Source organism: Aliiroseovarius marinus, from assembly GCF_050881025.1.
Taxonomy (GTDB): domain Bacteria; phylum Pseudomonadota; class Alphaproteobacteria; order Rhodobacterales; family Rhodobacteraceae; genus Aliiroseovarius; species Aliiroseovarius marinus_A.
The window spans coordinates 29,946-51,351 of the sequence record NZ_JBNNXQ010000005.1; the positions used below are offsets into that span (position 1 = coordinate 29,946).

Genomic DNA, 21,406 nt, shown 5'->3' on the forward strand with positions numbered 1-21,406 from the left:
ACAGATGAAACTGATCAAAACTGCGGCCATTTTTGCCGCAGCCACAAGCCTTTCAAGCGTCTCGGCTGACGCGCTATCCCTTCGCAAGGGGGCGCAACCTGCCGAAATTCCACCAGCAAGCTACACGGCCGACACCTATGTCGACAGCCGCGGATGCGTCTATATTCGGGCGGGGTTCTCGGGGGCTGTGTCCTGGGTGCCGCGTGTGTCGCGCAGTCGCAAGGTCGTGTGCGGCGCCAAACCGTCCCTTGGCGCGTCTGCCCGTCAGGCGGCCGCACCCAAGCCAGAGCCGCGCACCGCACCGAAAGTGTCTGCGCCCAAAGCCAGCGCGCAGCGTGTTGTGGCTGCACCCAAGCCCGCAACGCGCCGGGTTGTGGAACCGGCGGCCCGCGTCGCGACGCCCGCCCCGCGGACAGGGTTTGTGCCCACGATCAGCCCGCGCAAGACCGTGACCCCGATCTTTGGCGGTAGGACTGTGGCAACCCCGTTTGTGCCCGCAGCCGTGGCCGCACCCGTGGCCCCGGTCGCGTCCGCAGCGGTGGCTCCGGCGCAGGCTGTCACCCGCACGGTGCGTGTGACCTGCCCGGCCAATGCGTCGGTTTCAAAGGTGAAGATGAAAAACGGCCAGAGCATCCCGGTGCGCTGTGGCCCGCAGCAGATCGAACCGGTGACCTATCTGGTCAACCATTCCAATGGCGACCAGACCCGCGTGATTGCGGCCCCGGCGGCCCGCATGGGATCTGTTGCTCAGATGACACCACAATATCAGGCAGCGCCGGCCGCGCAGGCGGCGGGGTCGTATAACCCGGTTCCGACCTATGGCAGCGCCGAGGCCGCCCGTGCGGCAGGTGGCGTGAAGATCAAAGGCTATCGTGGCGGCTATCCGGTGATTGCACGCGAGGATGTCGCAGCACTGCCTCCCGGCACGCGCGTTGCCCCACCAACCTATCCGGCGTCAAACATGAAGGTCGCGGTCCCGCAGGGCTATAAACCCGCGTGGAGCGATGATCGCCTGAACACCCAACGCGGTGTGCAGACGGTCGAGGGCATGGCCCAGGCGCGCATGGTCTGGACCGATACCGTTCCTCGTCGCCTGGTTGCCGCCACCACGCAACCCGTTGAGGCGGGCGGGCGGGTGACACCGGGCAATTACGTGCCGGTCCCGATCTATAACGCACCGCCGGCGGATTACGCGACGGGCTCGATTTCGACCCGTGTCAGCGGGACCGAGCATGTGTCGTCCCGCGCCGCACCCACCAAGCTGCGTCCGGTGACCAAGGTGAAACGGACGGCCGCTGCGCCGAAAGTCACAGCGGCAAGCCATCGCTATGTTCAGGTCGGGGCTTATGCCAACCCGGACAATGCACGCAAAGTGATCCGCAGCTTGCAGAACATGGGCTTCAAAGTGTCCAGCAGCACCAGAACACGCAATGGTCGCACGGTGAAAACCATCCTTGCGGGGCCGTTCAGCCAGCAATCCGCTTTGAACAAAGCCTTGTCGCGGATCCGGTCGGTCGGCTATTCGAAGGCGTTTCTGCGCCGCTAAAGCGTTTCGGTTTTGAACCCATCCGGGCCGAAAAAACTTCAAAACCCCGCGTCACCGGTGCGGGGTTTGTCTTTGGGGGGGTTATTCGCCGCAGATCCCCTGCAGGCGCACCCAGTCAGCATCGGTCAGAAGCGGGCTGGCTTGTGACAGGGGCACGGGGTCGGCTTCGATCAAACCCACGGTGCTTTCCCCGGTCAGATCCAGCGCATACGCGTAAGGAGAGCTGCGCAGCCCGGCCTGTTTGAACCGGTCCAGCAATTCAGGCTCGGACAAAGGCGCCGGCGGGGTGGTCAGCAGCCATTCGGCATAGGCGTCGATGACCTCTTTGGGCAGTTTCCCGGTGGTCAGAAGCTGCGCAGTGGCGCGCAGGCCTGCATGTTCCAGAAGTGGGCGCATCGGGTCGGTTTTGCCGCGTTGAATTTCCTCGACCAACAAGAACCCGGCCACCACGTCCGGTTCTTCGAAATCCTCGATCAGGGCGCGGTTTATCAAGGTGATGTGACCGGGCAGATGCGTGGCCGTCTGTACGCCGCTGGACAGGACAATCACGCGTGGGCCATCCTCGCCCAGCAAGCTTAGCCCCAAACGCTCCAGCGCCCCGCGCCCGTCGGCATCGGTGCATTGTTTGCCGGCCACCCGGCCAATGCGGTTCAGAATTGCCTGCCCAATTGCGACGCGAGTGGGTTGCGGCACCACGGACACCGTATAAGAGCGCAGCGCATCCGGCAGCCAGAACACCGTCAGCGCGGCCACGCTGCCCAAAACGATCCCGCTGATCCAAAGCCGTAACTTGCCCGGATGCGGCCGCCGTTTTTCGATGGTGCGGCGGACCTTTTCCACCGCATCGATCATCATGTCGTCGTCCAGCTCCAGCTCTTCATCCGCATCATCGCCGGGGGAAAACAGCGCAGGCCGCGTGCCGGGGTTCAACCGGTTCACAGCGGCCAGCGACCAATGGGTCAGCACATTGTCATGATTGTCTGAAATGGTCAGCGTTGCCTCGCCCAGAGACAAGACAACATTTTGCCGCTGCGCGTCCGGCGCGGGACGCCACAGGCCGGGGGCTTCCAGCCGTGCATATTGCGTGAGGGCCGTCATGGCGGGCCAGACCTCTGCTCTTGTTCGTTGAGGTCACGATAGCGCCTGTCGGCCCACCGAGCAATCATCGAGCGCAATATTCATGAGCAATCTCCATAAGCAACCGGCCCGCGCCCTCAGCCGTCTTTCAACTGCTTTCGAAGCTCGAATTTCTGGATTTTCCCGGTCGAGGTTTTGGGCAACTCGCAAAACTCGATGGCTTTGGGCGTTTTGAAGCCCGCAAGATGCTCGCGCGTGAAGCTCATCAACTCTGCTTCGCTGACATCCGCGCCGTCTTTCAACTCGACAAAGGCACAGGGCACCTCGCCCCATTTTTCGTCGGGTTTGGCGACCACGGCGCAGAGGCTGACCGCCGGGTGATGCATGAGCACGCCTTCGACCTCGACCGAGCTGATGTTTTCGCCGCCTGAGATGATGATGTCCTTGGACCGGTCGGTGATGCGGATGTAGCCGTCGGGTGTTTGGTGGGCCACGTCGCCCGAGTGGAAATAACCGCCCGCAAAGGCCTCTTCGGTGGCGTCGGGGTTTTTCAGATAGCCTTTCATGACCGAATTGCCGCGGATCATGATCTCGCCCGTGGTGTCGCCATCCATCGGCACCTGTTGCATCTGCTCATCCATCACGGTGATGTCTTCCATCTGCGGAAAGAGAACGCCGGTGCGCGCCTTGATATGGGCGCGCTCGGCCTGTTCCAGCCCGTCCCATTGGGGACCGTTCCACAGGCATTCTGTGACATGGCCATAGGTTTCGGTCAGCCCGTAGACCTGCGTGATGTTGAAACCCAGAGGCTCGATAGCGGCCAGCGTAGCAGCGGCGGGCGGGGCGCCTGCGGTGAAGACCTCGACCGTATGATCAAAGCTGCGCCGTTCAGCGTCCGAGGCGTTCACGATCATGTTCAGCACAATGGGTGCGCCGCCGAAATGGGTCACGCCTTCGTCGGCAATCGCATCATAGATCGCCTTGGCGGTGATGGTACGACAGCACACAACCGTGCCGCCCATCACCGGCATCATCCAGCTGTGGTTCCAGTTGTTGCAGTGAAACAGCGGCACGATGGTCAGGTAGCGCGGGTAGAGCTGCATGTTCCAGCTGATCGGCGTGCCCATGGTCATGAGATACGCGCCGCGGTGGTGATAGACCACGCCCTTGGGCCGCCCCGTGGTGCCAGACGTATAGTTCAGCGCGAGGCTTTCCCACTCGTCTTCCGGCATGATCCATGGGAACTCCGGGTCGCCGCCAGCCAGCAGGTCCTCGTATTCAGGATAGCGGCCGGTGGCGGGGTGGCCTGCATCGGGGGCGGCCACCTCGATGATCTCGGGCTGCGGGCCTTCCATCTGGGCAAGTGCGGCTTCGGCCAGCGGCAAAAGCTCGGTGTCGACCAGCACGACCTTGGCTTCGCCATGGCCAAAGATATAAGCGACCGTGTCCACATCAAGCCGCGTGTTGATCGTGTTCAGAACCGCACCTGCCGCTGGGATGCCAAAGCTGGCTTCCACATGGGGCAGGGTGTTGGGCAGAAGCGTGGCCACCACGTCGCCGGGCGTGACGCCGCGGGCGGCCAGCGCCGAGGCAAGGCGGCTGACGCGGGCATGATACTGCGCATAGGTGAAGCGGCGGTTGCCTTCGACCAGCGCCTCGCGGTCGGCAAAGACCGTCGCGGCCCGCGCAAGGTGCGACAGCGGCGTTAATGGCACAAAATTTGCCACGCGTTTCTCAAGCCCCGTTTCATCTGCCATCCAACCCATGCGCACTCCTCCCAAAGCGATGTGTTTTCTTTCCTCGTGTCGTTTTCCGAGTGGACCCCAGCAAGCCCCCCGTGGTCAATGGGCGCAAGAGGCTTTTGAGGCAAGGAAAACGACATGAGCGCAGACAGACCAATGGCAGCGGCGGGATTTGTCTTTGCAGCGATGTTCTTTTTGGGGTTTTTCGACAACCTCGTGCGCCAGATCGCACCTGAACTTGGGTTGTGGCAATTTCACTTGATGCGCTCGGTGATCGCGTTTGGGCTGTTTGGCCTGATTGCCCTGACAGGGCGGGCGCGGTTTCGCCCTCTGCGCCTTTGGGCGGTGATGGCGCGTGGCGGTCTGGCCGCACTTGCAATGCTGTTTTACTTCGGTGGGCTTGGGTTTTTGCCCCTTGGGCAGGTGGCGTCTGGGATGTTTTCGGCACCCATTTGGGTCATGCTGATTTCGGCCCTGTTTTTTGGCAAACCCATTGGCGCGATGCGCCTTGGCGCGGCATTGGTCGGCTTTATCGGTGTGCTGATCGTGCTGGACCCGTTCAGCGAGGGCCTTCGCCCGGCGGTGGTCGTGCCGGTTGCGGCGGGGTTCTTCTATGCGCTGGGGGCCATTGCCACCCGCCAATGGTGCGAAGGCGAAAGTGCCATGTCGATGCTTCTGGCGTTCTTTTTCTGGCTGGGCGTGTTTGGCGCATTGGGCACGGCGATCATGACCCTTTGGCCGCATCATGTGCCCGAAGGTGCTGATGGGTTTATCCTGCGCGGCGCGGTCTGGCCCAGTGGCTGGGCGCTGTTCATCACCTTTCTGCAGGCCGCCGGGTCGATCATGGGTGTGGGCCTGCTCTTTCGCGGCTATCAGCTGGGCGATGCCGCACAGGTGGCGATCTATGAGTATTCGCTTCTGGGCTTCGCCGCCATCTGGAGCTTTGTCCTTTACGGCGAGACGCTTGGATCAGGCGCGGTTCTGGGCATGGTGTTGATCACGGTTTCCGGTGTGGTGATCTCTCTGCGCTCGCAAGGGCGCGCGAATGCGGATAAGCTGCCTGCATGATCATTTCGCGCGGTCGTCGCTATATCTTTGTGCATGCGCCCAAGACCGGGGGCACGTCGCTTATGCTGGCGCTAGAGGCGCGGGCCATGGCCGATGACATCATGTTGGGCGACACGCCCAAGGCAAAGAAGCGCCGCCGCCGCGTTGAAGGGGTCAGGGCGGCCGGGCGGCTGTGGAAGCATTCCACCTTGCGCGATATTGTCGGGCTGGTGTCTGACGAGGAGATCGCCAGCTTTTTCACCTTCACCCTTGTGCGCAATCCATGGGATCGCATGGTCAGCTACTATCACTGGCTCAAGGACCAGCGCTTTGATCATCCGGCGATTGGGCTGGCGCAGTCCAAAAGCTTCTCTGAATTTCTGAACCATCCGCAGATACAGGCCAGCCTGCGCGCCGCGCCCTATACGTCTTATGTGACCACCACGGGCGGTCAGGAACGGTGTGACCTTTTCATCCGGCTGGAGCATCTGGCGCAAGATCTGCCCCGGCTTGAAGCGCATCTTGGGGTCTCTTTGGGGGATGTCCCGCATGAGAATGCCTCTGAGCGGGGGGAAGATTACAAAGAGTATTACACGCGTCAGGACGCGGCCCTGTTGGCAGATATCTGCGCCGCTGACATCGCGCGGTTTTCATATAAATTTTAAGGGCTTGCGCGTCCTAGATTCGCTGCGCTGCGGGTTTGCCGATAGATAAAACTCATGCTTTCCAGCTGGTAAACGATTGTTTCCACCACCACAGGAATGCCGCATTCATCATAAGATTGCCGCCTTTGCCGAACTGGTGCCACAAATTGGCCCGAAAACCGGCAGAATTACGGCGAAATTGCCATCTTTCCTGATCTCATCGCCGCGCTGATCCACTGGCTGACCAGCGGATTGCGGGGCAAAAAGCTCACCCCGGCACCTGTGAAAAGGTGACCGCCTGACCTTAGGAGAACGCTCATGTTCCTGAATACAGCCACCGATTTCGCCAATGCTCTTCCCGCTGATCTTGCCGATCTGATGGACCCCAAACGCACCGGGCAGGCCGGGATGGTCAGCGGCACCCGCGTCGAAACCGCTGCCGGGTGGCGCAATGTGGAACATGTGATGAAGGGCGACGCTGTATTCACGCTGGATGGGGGGCTGCGCGTGGTGCGCGGCGTGATGCGAAGCGCTTGCGCTGAAACGCGCGGGCTGCATGTGCCGGGGGGCGCTTTGGGAAATTGCGACGACATGTGGCTGATGCCCGGGCAAGAGGTTCTGATCGAAGCGCAATGGGCGCAGGAGGCTTTTGGCACACCGCTTGCCATGTTGCCGGCGACTGCGCTGGCTGGGTATCGTGGCATCAGCTGGGGGGCCATGCCATCGGGCGCCGAGGCCGTGTCACTGGTGTTTGACGAGGAAGAGGTGGTCTATGCCAATAGCGGTGTGTTGCTGGGCTGCGCGGGCGCGCGTTCGGATGCACAGGAATTTTTCCGTCGCCTGTCTGACGATGAAGCCCACGCAATGGTTGCCTTGATGATCCATGGCACCCCTTTTGAACGGGCTGCGTGATGTAAAACGGAGGAAGGGCTGTCCGGTTGAGCGGCCAGTTGTGAAACGGCCCGGTGCCTTGACCGGGCCGTTTCATGTTCGTTTCAGGCAGCGTTCGCGCTGCTGTCAAAGCGGCCATAGAAGGTCTCGCCTTTGTCAGCCAGTTCCCGCAAGAGCGCAGGCGTGGTGAACCGGGCACCATGGGCCTCGGTCAGGCCGTCGCAAATCTCGACCGCTTTGCCCGCGCCGATCATATCGAGCCAGCTGAACGGACCACCCGACCAGGGCGCAAAGCCCCAGGCGAGGATCGCGCCGACGTCACCTTCGCGGATGTCTTCCAGCACGCCCTCTTCCAGCGCACGGACCGCTTCCAGAACCTGACTCATCATCAGGCGATGCTTCACCTCGGTCAGGTCGGGCTGATCATCGGCCAGCGGGAACTTGTCGCCAAGCCCTTCCCACAGACCGGTTCGCTTGCCCTTCTCGTCATAGTCATAAAAGCCCGCGTTCGACTTGCGGCCCATGCGGCCTTCGTCTGCCATCCAGAAGATGATGTCATCGACTGCGCCGTCCGGGTAGTCGTCGCCCATGGCGGCTTTCGTGGCCTTGGCGATTTTTACACCCAGATCAATCGAGGTCTCATCGACCAGTTGCAGCGGCCCCACCGGGAAGCCCAGAAGTTTCGCAGCGCCTTCGACCAGCGCGGGCGAGACGCCCTCGCCAACCATGCGCATGCCTTCGTTGATGTAAGGGATGATGCAGCGGTTGCAGTAGAAGAAACGCGCGTCATTCACGACGATGGGCGTTTTGCGGATCTGGCGCACATAGTCGAGCGCCTTGGCGACCGCACGCGGACCGGTTTCTTTGCCCTTGATGATCTCGACCAGCATCATGCGTTCAACGGGCGAGAAGAAGTGGATGCCGATGAACTGATCGGGGCGGTCTGACGCCTTGGCGAGTTCCGTGATCGGCAGGGTCGAGGTGTTGGTGGCATAGATGCAATCGGGGCCGACCACGGCCTCGACCTTCTTGGTCATCTCGGCCTTGACGCCCACGTCTTCAAAAACCGCCTCGATGATCAAATCAGCACCCTTCAGCGCTTCCAGATCGGTGGTTGCGGTGATGGCCGACAGAACGGCATCTTTCTTCTCGGGCGTGGCTTTTTTGCGGGCGATGCCCTTGTCCAGATAGCCCTCGGAATAGGCTTTGCCGCGATCAGCCGCTTCTTGCGTCTGGTCGATCAAAACGACCTCCATGCCAGCCATGGCGGATACCAGCGCAATGCCAGCCCCCATCATGCCCGCGCCCAAAACGCCGACCTTCTTGACCGACTGATCATTCACATCTTTCGGACGCACGGCACCTTTTTCAAGCGCCTGCTTGTTGATGAAGAGCGAGCGGATCATGGCGCTGGAGGACGGGTTCATCAGCACGTTCACGAACCAGCGGCATTCCACACGCAGCGCGTCATCAAACGGCACCATCGCGCCTTCATAGACAGCCGCCAGCAGGGCTTTCGCTGCCGGATAAACGCCATTGGTTTTGCCGTGGATCATCGCGGCGGCCCCAACGAAGGTCTGGAAACCAGCCGGGTGATAGGGCGCACCACCGGGCATTTTATAGCCCTTTGCGTCCCACGGTTTCACGATGTCCGTGTCGGTGGCGTTCAGAACCCACTCTTTCGCGCGGGCTTGCAACTCGTCTGCAGGCACAACCTCGTCAATCAGGCCAGCGGCCTTGGCTTTCGCAGGCGCTACGGTCTTGCCTTCCAACAGGAACGGGGCCGCCGCCATGGCGCCCATCTTGCGCACAAGGCGGGTGGTGCCACCTGCGCCGGGGAAGATGCCGACCATGATCTCGGGCAGGCCAATCTTGGCCTTTGGGTTGTCAGCGGCAATGATGCGGTGACAGGCCAGCGGGATTTCCAGACCGATGCCAAGCGCGATGCCGGGCAGGGCGGCGACAATCGGCTTGCCGCCCTTGTTGGTCTTCGGGTCCATACCTGCACGTTCGATCTTACGCAGCGCGCCATGCATCGACATGATGCCGTCAAACAGACCCTTGGCGGGGTTGTCGCCCGCGTCCGACTTCATCTGAGCGATCACGTTCAGGTCCATTCCACCCGCGAAGTCCTTCTTCGCCGAGGTGATGATGGCACCCTTCACGTTGTCGTCGGACAGCACAGTTTCGATATGTGTGTTCAGCTCTCCGAGTGCGGCATAGGACAGCACGTTCATGGATTTGCCGGGCACATCCCAGGTGATGGTGGCGACGCCGTCGGCGTCCACGGAATAGTGAAAATCAGCCATTATACGTCTCCTTACACGCGTTCCAGAATGGTGGCGGCACCCATGCCCGAGCCGATGCAAAGCGTGGCCAGACCGGTCTCTTTGTCCGCGCGCTCCATTTCATCGAGCAGAGCGCCAAGGATCATCGCGCCAGTGCCGCCCAGCGGGTGGCCCATGGCGATCGCGCCGCCGTTCACGTTCACTTTGTTTGTGTCTGCATCGAAGGCTTGGATGAAACGCAAGACGACAGATGCAAAGGCTTCGTTCACCTCAAAGAGGTCAATGTCGCCAATGGACATGCCGGCGGCTTGCAACACACGCTCGGTCGCGGGGACCGGGCCGGTCAGCATGATCGTGGGATCAGTGCCGACTTTCGACGTGGCTTTGACACGCGCGCGCGGCTTCAGACCGTGACGCTCGCCAAATTCCTTGTTGCCGATCAGGATCGCGGCAGAACCATCCGCGATGCCCGACGAGTTACCGGCATGGTGCACGTGGTTGATGCGCTCAAGATGCGGGTATTTAAGCAGTGCGACCGCGTCGAACCCGGGCATCTGTTCGCCCATCATGGCGAAGGACGGGTTCAAGCCGCCAAGGGTTTGCATCGAGGTCTCGCGGATCATCTCGTCCTGTTCCATCACGGTCAGACCGTTCTGGTCGGTGACGGGCACGATCGACTTGAAGCGGCCATCCGCACGGGCGGCGGCGGCGCGTTTCTGGCTTTCCACCGCATAGGCGTCGCAGTCGTCGCGGCTGAAGCCATATTCTGTCGCGATGATGTCGGCGGAAATGCCCTGCGGCACAAAATAGGCTTTCATCGCCAGATGCGGGTCGGCGGCAATCGCGCCACCGTCCATGCCCATTGGCACGCGGCTCATGCTTTCCACACCACCGGCGATATAGGCGTCACCCGCCCCACCGCGCACCTGGTTGGCCGCCATGTTCACGGCTTCCAGACCGCTCGCACAGAAACGGTTGATCGACACGCCCGGAATACGCTCGTCCAGATCGGAATAAAGCACCGAGGACCGCGCCAGACAGGCGCCCTGTTCACCCACTTGGGTCACGTTGCCCCAGATCACATCCTCGACGGCGTGGCCGTCCAGGTTGTTACGCTCTTTCAGCGCGTTCAGCGCAACGGAAGACAGGCGCACAGCGGTTACTTCGTGCAGCGTGCCGTCTTTTTTGCCCTTGCCGCGCGGGGTGCGCACGGCGTCATAGATATAGGCGTCGGTCATCATTGATCCTTTCGAAATCACGCGCGGTCCGCGGGGGAACCGGGCATCAGGTCATAGGGGTGTTTCCAGCCGGGCGTGTCCGAAATACGGGTCAGCCAGGCGTCAATTGCGGGCCATTCGGCGCGGTCAAAGCCGAAGGGTTCGGGATAATAGAGGTAGCCACAGCACGAGATGTCGGCGATGGAGATCGCGTCACCCACCAGCCAATCACGGTCAGAAAGCTCGTTTTCCAACACTTTGTATGCGGATTTGAGGCGGCCCTGGTTGAAGGCGATCACCTCGGCGGGGCGTTTGTCTTCGGGCAGGAAATTCATCAAAAACCGGGTCATGCCAGCCATCGAGGACATTTTGTGATTGTCCCAAAACTGCCAGCGCAGGATCTCGCGCCGCTCAGCCGCGCTGCGCCCGCCCAGCTTGCCGGATTTCGACGAGATGTAGTCCTGCATGACGCCCGATTGGGTCAGCGTGATGTCACCATCAACCAAAACCGGCACTTCACCCATTGCGTTCAGGTCGCGAAATTCCGGGCTGCGGGTTTCGCCGCCGAAGAAATCCACAAAGACCGGTTCCCAGTCCAGGCCGGACAGTTCAAGCGCAAGCGCGGCCTTATAGGCGTTGCCGCTTTCTCCGAAACAGTAAAGTTTGATCGTCATGGTGTCCCCTCCCAAGGATAAAGTCTCAGCGTTTGCGCGCGTCCAGCTCTGCATTGAACAGGCGCAGGCGCGCGGTCAGGTTTTCCTGATCGGTGACACTGTCGAAATGCTCAAAAAGGAACGACAGGGCTTCGCCTTCATCAAGCCCTGCCTCACGCGCGAAACGTTTCAACCGGCGATACCCATCCTCTGTCATGGCGCAGGGGAAGCGGCGGGTCAGTTTGAAACGTTTCGGCATGGTTTTTCCTTTTGTATCAGGCTCAGAACGCGTCGGCGTGCAGCGCCATCACCGTGTCCGCGCCGCTTTCGATGCGCGCCAGATGCATCGATGTGGCGGGCAGGCGGCGTGCCATATAGTAGCGCGCGGTGGCCAGCTTGGTCTCGTAAAACGCTGCGTCGCCTTCGCCGGTCGCCAGCGCATCCAGCGCCGCGCGGGCCTGACGGGCCCACATGAAGCCAAGGCAGACATGGCCAAACAGGTGCATGAAGTCATAGCTGCCTGCCAGCGCGTCATTGGGGTTCTTCATGCCGTTTTGCATGAAGAACATCGCCGAGCTTTGCAGGTGCTTCGAGGCGGTTTTCAGCGGCTCGATGAAGTCCTTCATCTCGTCGCTATCCTGTTCTTTGCAATAGGATTTCACCATTTCAAAGAATGCCATGATCGGCTTGCCACCGTCCGCGGCCAGCTTGCGGCCCACAAGATCCAGCGCCTGAACGCCATTGGCACCTTCGTAGATCTGGGTGATGCGGGCATCGCGGGTGAACTGGCTCATGCCATGTTCTTCGATATAGCCGTGGCCGCCATAGACCTGCTGCGCCAGCACGGTCATGTCATAGCCCTGATCGGTCAGGAAACCTTTCAGGACCGGGGTCATCAGGCTGATCAACCCGTCGGCGTCTTTGTCCTCTGCACGGTGCGCCTGATCAATCAGTTGCGCCCCCCAGAACAAGAACGCGCGCGCGCCTTCGCAGAAGCTTTTCTGGTCCATCAGCGAGCGGCGGATATCCGGGTGCACGATCAACGGATCGGCGGGGCCGTCCGGGTTCTTCGCGCCGGTCACGTCGCGTCCTTGCAGGCGATCCTTGGCATAGATGACAGCGTTCTGATAGGCGGCCTCGGCCTGCGCCAGGCCTTGCATTGCCACGCCCAGACGGGCCTCGTTCATCATGGTGAACATGGCGCGCATGCCTTTGTGCAGGTCGCCCAGCAGGTAACCCGTGGCCTCGTCATAGTTCATCACACAGGTTGAATTGCCGTGGATGCCCATTTTCTTTTCAATATTGCCCACCGAGACACCGTTGCGCGCGCCGACCGAGCCGTCTTCGTTCACGTTGAACTTCGGCACGATGAACAGCGACACGCCTTTGATGCCCTCGGGCCCGCCGGGGATTTTCGCCAGCACAAGGTGGATGACGTTGTCCGACATGTCGTGGTCACCTGCCGAGATAAAGATTTTCTGACCCGAGACCTTGTACGAGCCATCATCCTGCGGTTCGGCCTTGGTGCGCATGAGCCCCAGATCGGTGCCGCAATGCGGTTCGGTCAGGTTCATGGTGCCGGTCCATTCGCAACTGACCATCTTGGGCAGATAGGTTGCTTTCTGCTCGTCCGTGCCGTGGGCCAAAATCGCCGAGGCCGCCCCGTGGGTCAGGCCCTGATACATGGTGAAGGCCTGGTTTGCGGCCGAAAACATCTCGCCTACCGCGGTGCCCAGAAGGACGGGCATATTCTGGCCGCCGAACTCTTCGGGCATGTCCAGACCGGTCCAGCCGCCTTCTTTCATCTGCTCAAACGCAGCCTTGAAGCCGGTGGGTGTGTAAACCACGCCGTTTTCCAGCCGGCAGCCTTCCTGATCGCCGACCACGTTCAGCGGGGTCAGAACCTCGCTGGCCATTTTGCCAGCTTCTTCCAGCACAGCGCTGGTGAAGTCACGTTCAAGTTCCCCATAGCCGGGGATGTCCGATTGATCAGCTTTCAGCACATCGTGCAGCAGAAAGGCCATATCTTTGGTGGGCGCGGTATAGCTGGGCATGTTTGGGCGTCCTTGTGGTTGCTTAACTGTTGGTCTTGAATTCGGCGATTTTGCGTTCGCCCCATTCAAGCTGGTCCGTCAGATCTGCTATGGCCTCTTCAAGCTCATCCCGCTGGCGCTTGAGGTCGTCCAGATGGCCGCGGGCCACCTCGACGGTGCGTTCAAGCTGCGTCTGCTGCTGATCCCCCATATCGTAGAGGTCCAGTAGCTGGCGGATTTCCTCCAGCGCAAAGCCAAAACGCTTGCCGCGCAGGATCAGCTTCAGGCGGGCGCGGTCGCGCTTGGTAAAGAGCCGTTTCTGGCCTTCCCGGATCGGTGACAGAAGCTCCTTCGCCTCATAGAAGCGAAGCGTGCGTGCGGTCACCTCGAAGGCGTCGCACATCTGCCGGATGGTCATCAACTCGTCGGTCATACCTTTCTCCATTACTTCGGCGTTTTTCAGGCCGCCCGTTCGGGTGGTCCAAACGCCCTTGCCGACACCGGTCACAGGATCTGACCGGTTCTTCCTACATATAGCTTGACGTTAACGTAAATGTAACGTCGCGTCAGAGCTTTTCTTGTCGTAACGTCACGTCGAAACGAAGGGTGCATGACCCAAGGGCATGTTTGGAAAGGGAAAATCCCCTTCCGTGGCGGAAAGCCGAAAGGGGAGTGATTTGACGGGAATGTGGGGGATCGGTCGGCGTGCGCCGAGAATCACCGGGTTTTCAGCCCGGTCACGCCATCACAGCCCGCGGGCCACGTCGTCGCGCAACTTCTGCAGATCGTCGATGCTGTCGGCCAGTTCGGCATATTGCGCGCGCAACGCACCCAGCTGGCGATCGGCCAGTTCAACCCAGGCGCGGCTTTGTGCCTCGGTGCCTTTTTCATCATAGATCAACAGCCACTGACGCAGCTCTTCCAGCGAAAACCCGAACCGACGGCCACGCAGAATCAACGTCATACGCGCGACTTCGCGCGGCGTATAATAGCGCGAGCGTCCTTCCTTTTCGGGCGAAAGCAGCTCGATATATTCGTAATATCTGAGCGTGCGCGGGGTCACATCAAACTTCGCGCACATTTCTTTGAATGTCAGGCGGTCCTCAGACATGCAGTTCCCCTTGCTTGATCTTTGGGCAATCGTAATGGACCGCACGGGTTCGTGCAATTCAGTAGAACCACGCAAACACCTTACAAATCCTGCACGACGCACCGTCAGTTCATAAAGCCGGGGGCAAAAAGGAAGAACGCGTAGGCCAGGATTGTTGCTGGGATGGTGGAATACACCGTTGCCACGATGGCGGCTTTCGGGTTCAGCGCGATGGCCGGGAAGAGCGCGTCCCCATCATTGGACACGGCGTTGCCCATCAGGGCGGCAAAAGGAATGATGCCGTTCAGGTAAAGCGTGGTCACCAGAACCTGCGGACCGCAGCCGGGAATAAGCCCCACAAGCACACCCATCAGCGGCAAAAGCGGCGCGATGGACTGGAACAGAAGTTCAAGGTCAAGACCCCCAAATTCGGCCACGTAGTCATAGGCCAGATAGGCACCGATCACCCAGACCGAGATAAAGCTGGTCTCTTCGGCCGTACGGGTCAGCGGGCTGTCTTTGGCGTTGGTCATGGCTGACACTTTAGAGGTCGCCCAGATGGTCAGGCCAAGAAACGTGCCCACAAGGGCAAGCCACTGGATGGGCAGGCCCGCGATATGGCTGATGTCAATCTGGCCCAGCTGGGCCGCGCCCACGTAAAAGCCGGGGATGGCCAGCAGCAGATAGGCCACATCCTGTGGGCGGGTCTTGCCAATAAGCGGTGCCAGTTCGCAGCTGGCAAGGGTCGAGGCGCGGTATTCCACCTTGTGCAGTCGGTCCACGATCCAGCCTGACAGGATGCCAACCACAAGGCTGAGCGGCAGCACCACGATGGCCGCATCCGGGCGGGTGGCGATCAACAGAAAAGCGGCGTCGCCCATGGTGGCGGTCAGTGTGGCCACCACGGCCCCAAAGCCCACATGGCCAGAGCTGTAGGCGGCCACCACCACCACGGCGCCGCCGCAGCCCGGCGTGGTGCCCAAAAGGGCCGCCAGCGGCACCTGCGCACCGCGGGCGTTGGACAGGACCTGTCCGATATCAAAGTTGAAAATCCGCTCAGCCCCGTAAAAGAGCAGCAAGGTCGCCGCAACAAAAACCGAGACCTGCACATAAGCATCGGTCATCAGCTCGCGTGTGAGCGAACCCAGATGCCCGGGCGCCAGTGCAAGAGCCGCGAAAATCGCCAGCACCAGCAGGCGTCTGGGCCGCAACTGGCCCATCGGGGCAGCAAAGCTTGTGGTCTCGCTCATCACGCACCTTTAATTGCGAATAATTCTTAATTGCGAAACTAGGGTCTGGACGCAGGGATTGCAAGCGCCAATAAATAGAGCTGTCAAAGCGATGGAAGGCAGGCCAATGATCAAGGGACTAACCCCCGAAAAGAAAGCGGAAATCGCGCGGAAATTCACCGAAGCGATCCCGCATTGCGCCGCACTTGGCATGACGCTTGATGATCTGGGGGATGGCGCGGCCGTGATGTCGATGCCCTATGACAAAAAGCTGATCGGTGATCCGCGCACGGGGGTGATCCATGGGGGCGCGGTGTCGGCCTTGTTGGACACTTGTTGTGGGTCGGCTGTCATGAGCCACCCCGACGCCCCCGCGGTCACCGCGACGATTGATCTGCGCATCGACTATATGCGCCCCGCCACGCCGGGCCAGAAAATCACCGCGCGCGCGACCTGTTACCACGTGACCCGGTCGGTGGCCTTTGTGCGCGCCGTTGCGCTGGACGAGGATGAAAACCGCCCGGTGGCCACGGCCACGGGGGCCTTCACGGCGGATGGCGACCCCAAGCGGCGTTCAACCGAGATTTCGAACGAAATCACAGGCGAGATCACAGACGAGGCCAGCGCATGAGCCAGAAACACAAACGCCCCGAACCTGTCGAAGTGGTCAAACAGCGCCGCGATCAGGCCCTTGCAGGTCTTGTTGATGGCATTCCCTACATGCAGTTCCTGGGCATTCAGATCGAACGTCACGGCGACGAGCTGACCGCCGTTTTGCCTTTTGACGACAAGCTCATTGGCAACCCGATGCTTCCGGCCATTCACGGTGGTGTCACGGCGGCTTTTCTGGAAACGGCAGCTGTCATTCAGCTCAGCTGGGCCACCTTGTGGGAAGACATGGAAAGCGGCGCGTTGGACCCGACGACGCTTGGCCCTGAGAACATGCCCTATCTGCCCAAGACGATTGATTTTTCGATCGACTATTTGCGCTCGGGCCTGCCACGTGATGCTTACGCGCGTGCGCGGGTGGTGCGGCAGGGGCGGCGCTATGCATCGGTGCATGTGGAGGCCTGGCAAGACCAGCGTGGCAAGCTTTACGCGCAGGCCACGGGCCATTTCCTGATGCCGAGCCCGTGATGCTCTGATGCCCACTGCATTGACCCATCGCCGCGTTCTGGCCGTGGCTGGCCCGATTGTGCTGTCCAATGTGACGGTGCCGATCCTTGGCCTTGTCGACACCGGCGTGATCGGCCAGATGGGCGATGCGGTTCCCATTGGGGCGGTGGGGATCGGTGCGGTGATCCTGTCGAGCCTTTACTGGATCTTTGGCTTTCTGCGCATGGGCACCACGGGTCTGACGGCACAGGCGCATGGGGCCGGGCGGTCGGGCGAGGTTGCGGCCATGTTGACCCGCGCGCTGATGATTGCGGGTCTCGGCGGGCTGGGGCTGATCCTGCTGCAGCTGCCGCTGTTCTGGGCGGCGTTTCAAGTGGCACCCGCCTCGGCGCCGGTCGAGGATTTGGCGCGCGATTATATGGCCATTCGCATCTGGGGTGCGCCATTTGCGATCTCGGTCTATGCATTCACCGGCTGGCTGATCGCGCTGGAACGTGCCCGCGCGGTCTTGGTGCTGCAGGTGGCGATGAACGGTGTGAATATCGCCCTGGACCTGTGGTTTGTGCTGGGCCTCGGCTGGGGGGTCGAAGGCGTGGCCATCGCGACGCTGATCGCCGAACTGACCGGCGGGGCGCTGGGGCTTTACCTTTGCCGTGATATCTTCCGCACCCCCGCATGGCGGGACCGGGCGCGGGTGCTGCACGCGGCCACCCTGAAAAACATGGCCGTGGTGAATGTGGATATCTTGATCCGGTCGCTTTTGCTGATGGCCGTCTTCACAAGCTTCATGTTTTACGGCGCGGGCCTGTCAGATGTCGAACTGGTGGCCAATCAGGTGCTCATGCAATTTCTGCACGTTACGGCCTATGCGATGGACGGGTTTGCCTTTGGGGCTGAAACCTTTGTGGGGCAGGCGTTGGGGGCCAAGAACCGTGCGGCGCTCAGGCGCGCGTCGGTGATGTCCAGCCTGTGGGGCGCGGGAATATCCTGTGTGCTTGCGCTGGGCTTTGTCGTGCTGGGCGGCTGGATGGTTGATGTCATGACCACCGCTGAAGATGTGCGCGCAGTGGCGCGTGACTTCCTGCCCTATATGGTGCTGGCCCCGCTGTTGGGGTGGCCTGCGTGGATGTTGGACGGGATTTTCATCGGGGCCACACGCACGTCTGATATGCGCAACATGATGGTGATCTCTGCAGCGATCTATTTCGCAGCCGTCTATGCGCTGATGCCGGGCCTTGGCAACCACGGGCTTTGGGTGGCGCTCTTGATATCCTTCATCGCGCGCGGGGCGACGTTGGGCTGGCGCTATCCGGCGTTGGAACGCTCTGCCACGTAGAAGGTCAGAGGAGAAGGCTAGAGGATTTCCAGCACGCTTTCGGGCGGGCGCCCCATGGCGGCTTTGCCATCCTTCAGCACGATGGGCCGTTCGATCAGGATCGGATGAGCGACCATGGCCGCGATCAGATCATCATCCGGCGTGTCTGCGGTCAGGCCCAATTCTTTGAAAATGGCTTCACCCTTGCGCATGATGGCGATGGGCGCCACGCCAAGGGCCTGAAGGGCGGCGCGGATTTCGGCCTCGATCGGCGCATCATCCAGATAGCGGCGCACGGTCAGCGCCTCGCCACGCTCTTCCAAAAGCGCCAATGTCTGACGCGATTTCGAGCAACGCGGGTTGTGCCAAATCTCGGTCATAGCCAGTCTCCTTTTCCGGTGCCGACAGCCTCGCCGACAGAGGCGAACCCATCGCGTTCCAGCCGCGCATCAATGCCGCGCGCGATCTCTTCCACAAGGCTGAGCCCGTGATAAGCCAACGAGGAATAAAGCTGCACCACCGAGGCACCTGCCCGGATTTTCTGATAGGCATCTTCCGCCGAGGCGATCCCGCCAACCCCCACAAGCGGCATATGACCGTCGGTCAGTTGTGACAGGCGCGCCAGCACGCGGGTGGATTTTTCGAACAAGGGCGGGCCGGAAAGACCGCCTGCTTCATCCTTATGAACACTTTTCAAACCTTCACGTGACAAGGTGGTGTTGGTTGCAATCACCGCGTCCACCTTGACCTCTTTCGCCACGCCAGCCACTTCGGCCAGCTCGTCATCAGTCAGGTCCGGGGCAATTTTCAGGAAAATCGGCGTGTATTTGTCATGGCCCCCACGCGCGTCCAAAACGCCCTGCAAAAGCCCGCGCAGCGCATCCGCGCCCTGCAGGTCGCGCAGTTTTTCCGTGTTGGGCGAGGACACATTCACCGTGACGAAATCCACGAACGGCCCGCAGCAGTTGAAAACCTTCACGTAATCCGCGGCACGGTCATCACTGTCTTTGTTGGCGCCAAGGTTCAACCCCACAGGCACCGGGCGACGGCGCGACCGGCGGGTCAGACGGGCGGCGGCGGCCTCCATGCCTTCGTTGTTGAAGCCAAAGCGGTTGATCACCGCCTGATCTTCCGACAGGCGAAAGAGCCGCGGTTTCGGGTTGCCGGGTTGCGGGCGGGGGGTGACCGCGCCCACCTCGACAAAACCGAAGCCCGCCTGCGTCAGCGCATCGACCACGGTGGCGTTCTTGTCATAGCCCGCTGCCAGACCCACGGGGTTGGTCATCTCCATCCCGCAGAAGGTGGTTTTCAACCGGTCCGAGGTCACAATGCCCGGCATCGGCACAACGCCCGCCTTCATCGCCATCAGCGCAAGGCTGTGCGAGCGTTCAGGGTCCACCTGATGCAGGGCTTTCAGGGCGATTTTCTCGATCAGGTTCATGCCAGGTCCTCGGGAAATTGGTGGCCGTCGGGGCCAAGGGGCAGCGTGCGATGCCATTGGGCCTCGGTCAGCATCAATTCGCGATACAGATGGGGAAACAGCGCGCCGCCACGCGACGGTTCCCACACCAGCTTGTCGCCCATGGCATCCGCGTCAAAGGCAACAAGCATAAGCCCCTCTTCTCCGGCAAAATGCTTGGCGGCGGTCTCGCGCACCTGCGCGTTGGTCGAGAAGTGAATATAGCCATCTGCCAGATCGACGGGGGCCCCAAGGGTTTTGCCCGCCTTCTGAAATGCCCGCCATTCCGGGTCACGAAGGATCTTGTATATCTGCATGCCCCCCATGTGCCGCGTTGCTTGGCTTGCGTCAAGTTATGAAGGCGCGGGCACGGGTTTGCCCGTCATGTTCTCGTTACGTCAAGCTGACAGCTGAAGAGAGGAGTTTTGACAAGATGGGCCGACTCACGTCACGCTCTTGGCAAAACAACAAGACATTAGGGAGACCCAAGAATGACCCGTTTTCTGACCTCGGTTGCCGCGCTGGCACTGACCACCGGCACAGCGATGGCCGATTTCACGCTGAATATTGTTCACATCAACGACCTGCACAGCCGGGTTGAGCCGATCAACAAATACGATTCAACCTGCAAAGCCGAAGACAATGCCGAGGGCAAATGCTTTGGCGGCTATGCCCGTGTGGCGACCAAAATCGCCGAGCTGCGTAAGGAACTGGACGGGCAGAACCTCTTGGTTCTGGATGCGGGCGACCAGTATCAGGGGTCGCTCATGTACACGACCTACAAGGGCGATGTCGAAATTGAGATGATGGAGAAGATCGGTTTTGACGCCATGGCCGTGGGCAACCACGAATTTGACGACGGGCCCGAGGGTCTGTTGAAGCTGGTTGATGGCGTGTCTTTCCCGGTGATTTCGGGCAATATCGACGTGTCGCAATCGAATGTTCTGAAGGGCAAGGTCAAGAACCATGTGGTGCTTGAGGTCGGCGGCCAGAAAATCGCGATCATCTCGGCGCTGGCGACGGATACATCCGAGACTTCCAGCCCCGGCGAAGCGGTGATTTTCCAAGACGAGATCGACAGCCTGAAGGCGGATGTGGCAGCACTTGAGGCCGAAGGCGTGGATAAGATCATCGCGCTGAACCATGTGGGCGTGAACAAGGATATGGCCATTGCCGAGGCCGTGCCGGGTCTGGACGCGGTGATTGGCGGGCATTCGCATACCAAGTTCTCAAACACCGAAGAAGGCGCGATGGCTTATCCCACGATGGTGGGCAATGTGCCGGTGGTGCAGGCCTATGCCTATTCGAAATATGTGGGCCATCTGGTGCTGACCTTTGATGATGCGGGCAATGTGACCGCGGCCACGGGGGACACGATCCTTTTGGATGCCTCGGTCGCCGAAGACCCCGCGATTGTCGCCCGCGTGGCCGAACTGGCCGGTCCCATCGAAGAGATGAAGACCCGCGTGGTGGCCAGCACCGCCGAAGCCATCGATGGCGAACGTGGATCGTGCCGGGCGATGGAATGCGCCATGGGCAATATCATCACTGACGCCATGCTGGACCGGGTCAAGGATCAGGGCATCGAGATCGCCATCCAGAACGGCGGCGGCATTCGCGCCTCGATCGGCGAGGGCGAGGTCACCATGGGCGATGTGCTGACGGTGCTGCCGTTCCAGAACACCCTGTCGACCTTCCAGGTGTCTGGCGCGACCATCGTGGCCGCTCTGGAAAATGGTGTCAGCCAGTATGAGGATGGCGCAGGCCGCTTCCCGCAAGTGGCGGGTATGACCTATGCGTTTGATGTCTCAAAAGAGGCTGGCAGCCGGGTGTCGGATGTGATGGTTGGCGGCGCGCCGATTGATCCGGCCAAGGTCTATGGCGTGGTGTCCAACAACTATGTGCGCAACGGCGGTGACGGCTACAAAATGTTCCGTGACGCTGAAAAGGCTTATGATTTTGGCCCTGATCTGGCAGATGTGACTGCCGAATACATGGCCAAGATGGGTCCGGTGAAACCCATGCTGGATGGGCGTATCACCAAGAAATAACCTGCGAA

Annotated in this window: 21 protein-coding genes; 8 read left to right on the forward strand and 13 right to left on the reverse strand. The window is 60.9% G+C overall.

Features of this window, described 5'->3' with window-relative positions:
• Nucleotides 1-4 precede the first annotated feature (4 nt).
• On the forward strand, nt 5-1,546 hold the full coding sequence (locus tag ACRY08_RS14330) for an SPOR domain-containing protein (protein ID WP_432450640.1): 1,542 nt from the start codon (nt 5-7) through the stop codon (nt 1,544-1,546).
• Nucleotides 1,547-1,627: 81 nt separating this feature from the next.
• Here the strand turns inward: ACRY08_RS14330 and ACRY08_RS14335 are convergent, their stop codons facing one another.
• The gene (locus ACRY08_RS14335; RefSeq protein ID WP_432450641.1) at nt 1,628-2,644 is read right to left on the reverse strand and encodes a hypothetical protein; all 1,017 of its coding nucleotides are present in this window, start codon (nt 2,642-2,644) and stop codon (nt 1,628-1,630) included.
• Nucleotides 2,645-2,760: 116 nt separating this feature from the next.
• Nucleotides 2,761-4,389 carry a long-chain-fatty-acid--CoA ligase gene (locus ACRY08_RS14340; protein WP_432450642.1) on the reverse strand — a complete coding sequence of 543 codons (1,629 nt, stop codon included), beginning with the start codon at nt 4,387-4,389 and terminating at the stop codon, nt 2,761-2,763.
• A gap of 114 nt (nt 4,390-4,503) precedes the next feature.
• Here ACRY08_RS14340 and ACRY08_RS14345 point away from each other — a divergent pair, with 114 nt between their 5' ends.
• The 3 genes from ACRY08_RS14345 (at nt 4,504) to ACRY08_RS14355 (ending at nt 6,968) form a co-directional block, all read left to right on the forward strand.
• On the forward strand, nt 4,504-5,433 hold the full coding sequence (locus ACRY08_RS14345) for a DMT family transporter (protein ID WP_432450643.1): 930 nt from the start codon (nt 4,504-4,506) through the stop codon (nt 5,431-5,433).
• Nucleotides 5,430-6,077, forward strand: a complete 648-nt coding sequence (locus tag ACRY08_RS14350) for a sulfotransferase family 2 domain-containing protein (protein WP_432450644.1) — start codon at nt 5,430-5,432, stop codon at nt 6,075-6,077. The genes ACRY08_RS14345 and ACRY08_RS14350 overlap by 4 nt, the downstream gene beginning before the upstream one ends.
• A 297-nt stretch (nt 6,078-6,374) precedes the next feature.
• Nucleotides 6,375-6,968 carry a Hint domain-containing protein gene (locus tag ACRY08_RS14355; protein ID WP_432450645.1) on the forward strand — a complete coding sequence of 198 codons (594 nt, stop codon included), beginning with the start codon at nt 6,375-6,377 and terminating at the stop codon, nt 6,966-6,968.
• 83 nt (nt 6,969-7,051) lie between these two features.
• On the opposite strand, the gene ACRY08_RS14360 is transcribed toward ACRY08_RS14355, so the two are convergent.
• From ACRY08_RS14360 to ACRY08_RS14395, 8 genes are all read right to left on the reverse strand, one after another.
• Nucleotides 7,052-9,256, reverse strand: coding sequence for a 3-hydroxyacyl-CoA dehydrogenase NAD-binding domain-containing protein (locus ACRY08_RS14360; RefSeq protein ID WP_432450646.1), 2,205 nt, complete (start codon nt 9,254-9,256; stop codon nt 7,052-7,054).
• Nucleotides 9,257-9,267: 11 nt separating this feature from the next.
• Entirely contained in the window at nt 9,268-10,473 is a 1,206-nt protein-coding gene (locus ACRY08_RS14365; RefSeq protein ID WP_432450647.1) for an acetyl-CoA C-acetyltransferase, read from the reverse strand.
• A gap of 17 nt (nt 10,474-10,490) precedes the next feature.
• Nucleotides 10,491-11,126 (reverse strand): glutathione S-transferase family protein, encoded by a 636-nt coding sequence (locus ACRY08_RS14370; RefSeq protein ID WP_432450648.1) that lies wholly within the window; start codon nt 11,124-11,126, stop codon nt 10,491-10,493.
• A 25-nt stretch (nt 11,127-11,151) separates the two neighbouring features.
• Nucleotides 11,152-11,364 carry a hypothetical protein gene (locus tag ACRY08_RS14375; protein WP_432450649.1) on the reverse strand — a complete coding sequence of 71 codons (213 nt, stop codon included), beginning with the start codon at nt 11,362-11,364 and terminating at the stop codon, nt 11,152-11,154.
• A gap of 22 nt (nt 11,365-11,386) precedes the next feature.
• Nucleotides 11,387-13,159 carry an acyl-CoA dehydrogenase C-terminal domain-containing protein gene (locus tag ACRY08_RS14380; protein ID WP_432450650.1) on the reverse strand — a complete coding sequence of 591 codons (1,773 nt, stop codon included), beginning with the start codon at nt 13,157-13,159 and terminating at the stop codon, nt 11,387-11,389.
• A 22-nt stretch (nt 13,160-13,181) separates the two neighbouring features.
• On the reverse strand, nt 13,182-13,571 hold the full coding sequence (locus tag ACRY08_RS14385) for a MerR family transcriptional regulator (RefSeq protein ID WP_432450651.1): 390 nt from the start codon (nt 13,569-13,571) through the stop codon (nt 13,182-13,184).
• Between the two features lie 312 nt (nt 13,572-13,883).
• Nucleotides 13,884-14,249 carry a MerR family transcriptional regulator gene (locus ACRY08_RS14390; protein WP_432450652.1) on the reverse strand — a complete coding sequence of 122 codons (366 nt, stop codon included), beginning with the start codon at nt 14,247-14,249 and terminating at the stop codon, nt 13,884-13,886.
• A 104-nt stretch (nt 14,250-14,353) separates the two neighbouring features.
• Nucleotides 14,354-15,478: a putative manganese transporter gene (locus ACRY08_RS14395; RefSeq protein WP_432450653.1), complete on the reverse strand. Its 1,125-nt coding sequence runs from the start codon at nt 15,476-15,478 to the stop codon at nt 14,354-14,356.
• Between the two features lie 106 nt (nt 15,479-15,584).
• Here ACRY08_RS14395 and ACRY08_RS14400 point away from each other — a divergent pair, with 106 nt between their 5' ends.
• From ACRY08_RS14400 to ACRY08_RS14410, 3 genes are read left to right on the forward strand one after another with little or no spacing between them, the layout of a single operon-like run.
• Nucleotides 15,585-16,088: a PaaI family thioesterase gene (locus ACRY08_RS14400; RefSeq protein WP_432450654.1), complete on the forward strand. Its 504-nt coding sequence runs from the start codon at nt 15,585-15,587 to the stop codon at nt 16,086-16,088.
• The gene (locus ACRY08_RS14405) at nt 16,085-16,594 is read left to right on the forward strand and encodes a PaaI family thioesterase (RefSeq protein WP_432450655.1); all 510 of its coding nucleotides are present in this window, start codon (nt 16,085-16,087) and stop codon (nt 16,592-16,594) included. The genes ACRY08_RS14400 and ACRY08_RS14405 overlap by 4 nt, the downstream gene beginning before the upstream one ends.
• A 7-nt stretch (nt 16,595-16,601) precedes the next feature.
• The gene (locus ACRY08_RS14410; protein WP_432450656.1) at nt 16,602-17,909 is read left to right on the forward strand and encodes an MATE family efflux transporter; all 1,308 of its coding nucleotides are present in this window, start codon (nt 16,602-16,604) and stop codon (nt 17,907-17,909) included.
• A gap of 17 nt (nt 17,910-17,926) precedes the next feature.
• Here the strand turns inward: ACRY08_RS14410 and arsC are convergent, their stop codons facing one another.
• Genes arsC through ACRY08_RS14425 form a run of 3 tightly spaced genes read right to left on the reverse strand, consistent with a single transcriptional unit; the run spans nt 17,927 to nt 19,664 of the window.
• Entirely contained in the window at nt 17,927-18,268 is a 342-nt protein-coding gene (gene arsC, locus ACRY08_RS14415) for an arsenate reductase (glutaredoxin) (protein WP_432450657.1), read from the reverse strand.
• Nucleotides 18,265-19,329, reverse strand: coding sequence for a quinone-dependent dihydroorotate dehydrogenase (locus ACRY08_RS14420; RefSeq protein WP_432450658.1), 1,065 nt, complete (start codon nt 19,327-19,329; stop codon nt 18,265-18,267). Before ACRY08_RS14420 ends, arsC begins: the two co-directional genes overlap by 4 nt.
• Nucleotides 19,326-19,664, reverse strand: a complete 339-nt coding sequence (locus ACRY08_RS14425) for a DUF952 domain-containing protein (protein ID WP_432450659.1) — start codon at nt 19,662-19,664, stop codon at nt 19,326-19,328. The genes ACRY08_RS14420 and ACRY08_RS14425 overlap by 4 nt, the downstream gene beginning before the upstream one ends.
• A gap of 174 nt (nt 19,665-19,838) precedes the next feature.
• Between ACRY08_RS14425 and ACRY08_RS14430 the strand changes: the two genes are divergently transcribed.
• Nucleotides 19,839-21,398, forward strand: a complete 1,560-nt coding sequence (locus ACRY08_RS14430) for a bifunctional metallophosphatase/5'-nucleotidase (protein ID WP_432450660.1) — start codon at nt 19,839-19,841, stop codon at nt 21,396-21,398.
• Nucleotides 21,399-21,406: the final 8 nt, after the last annotated feature.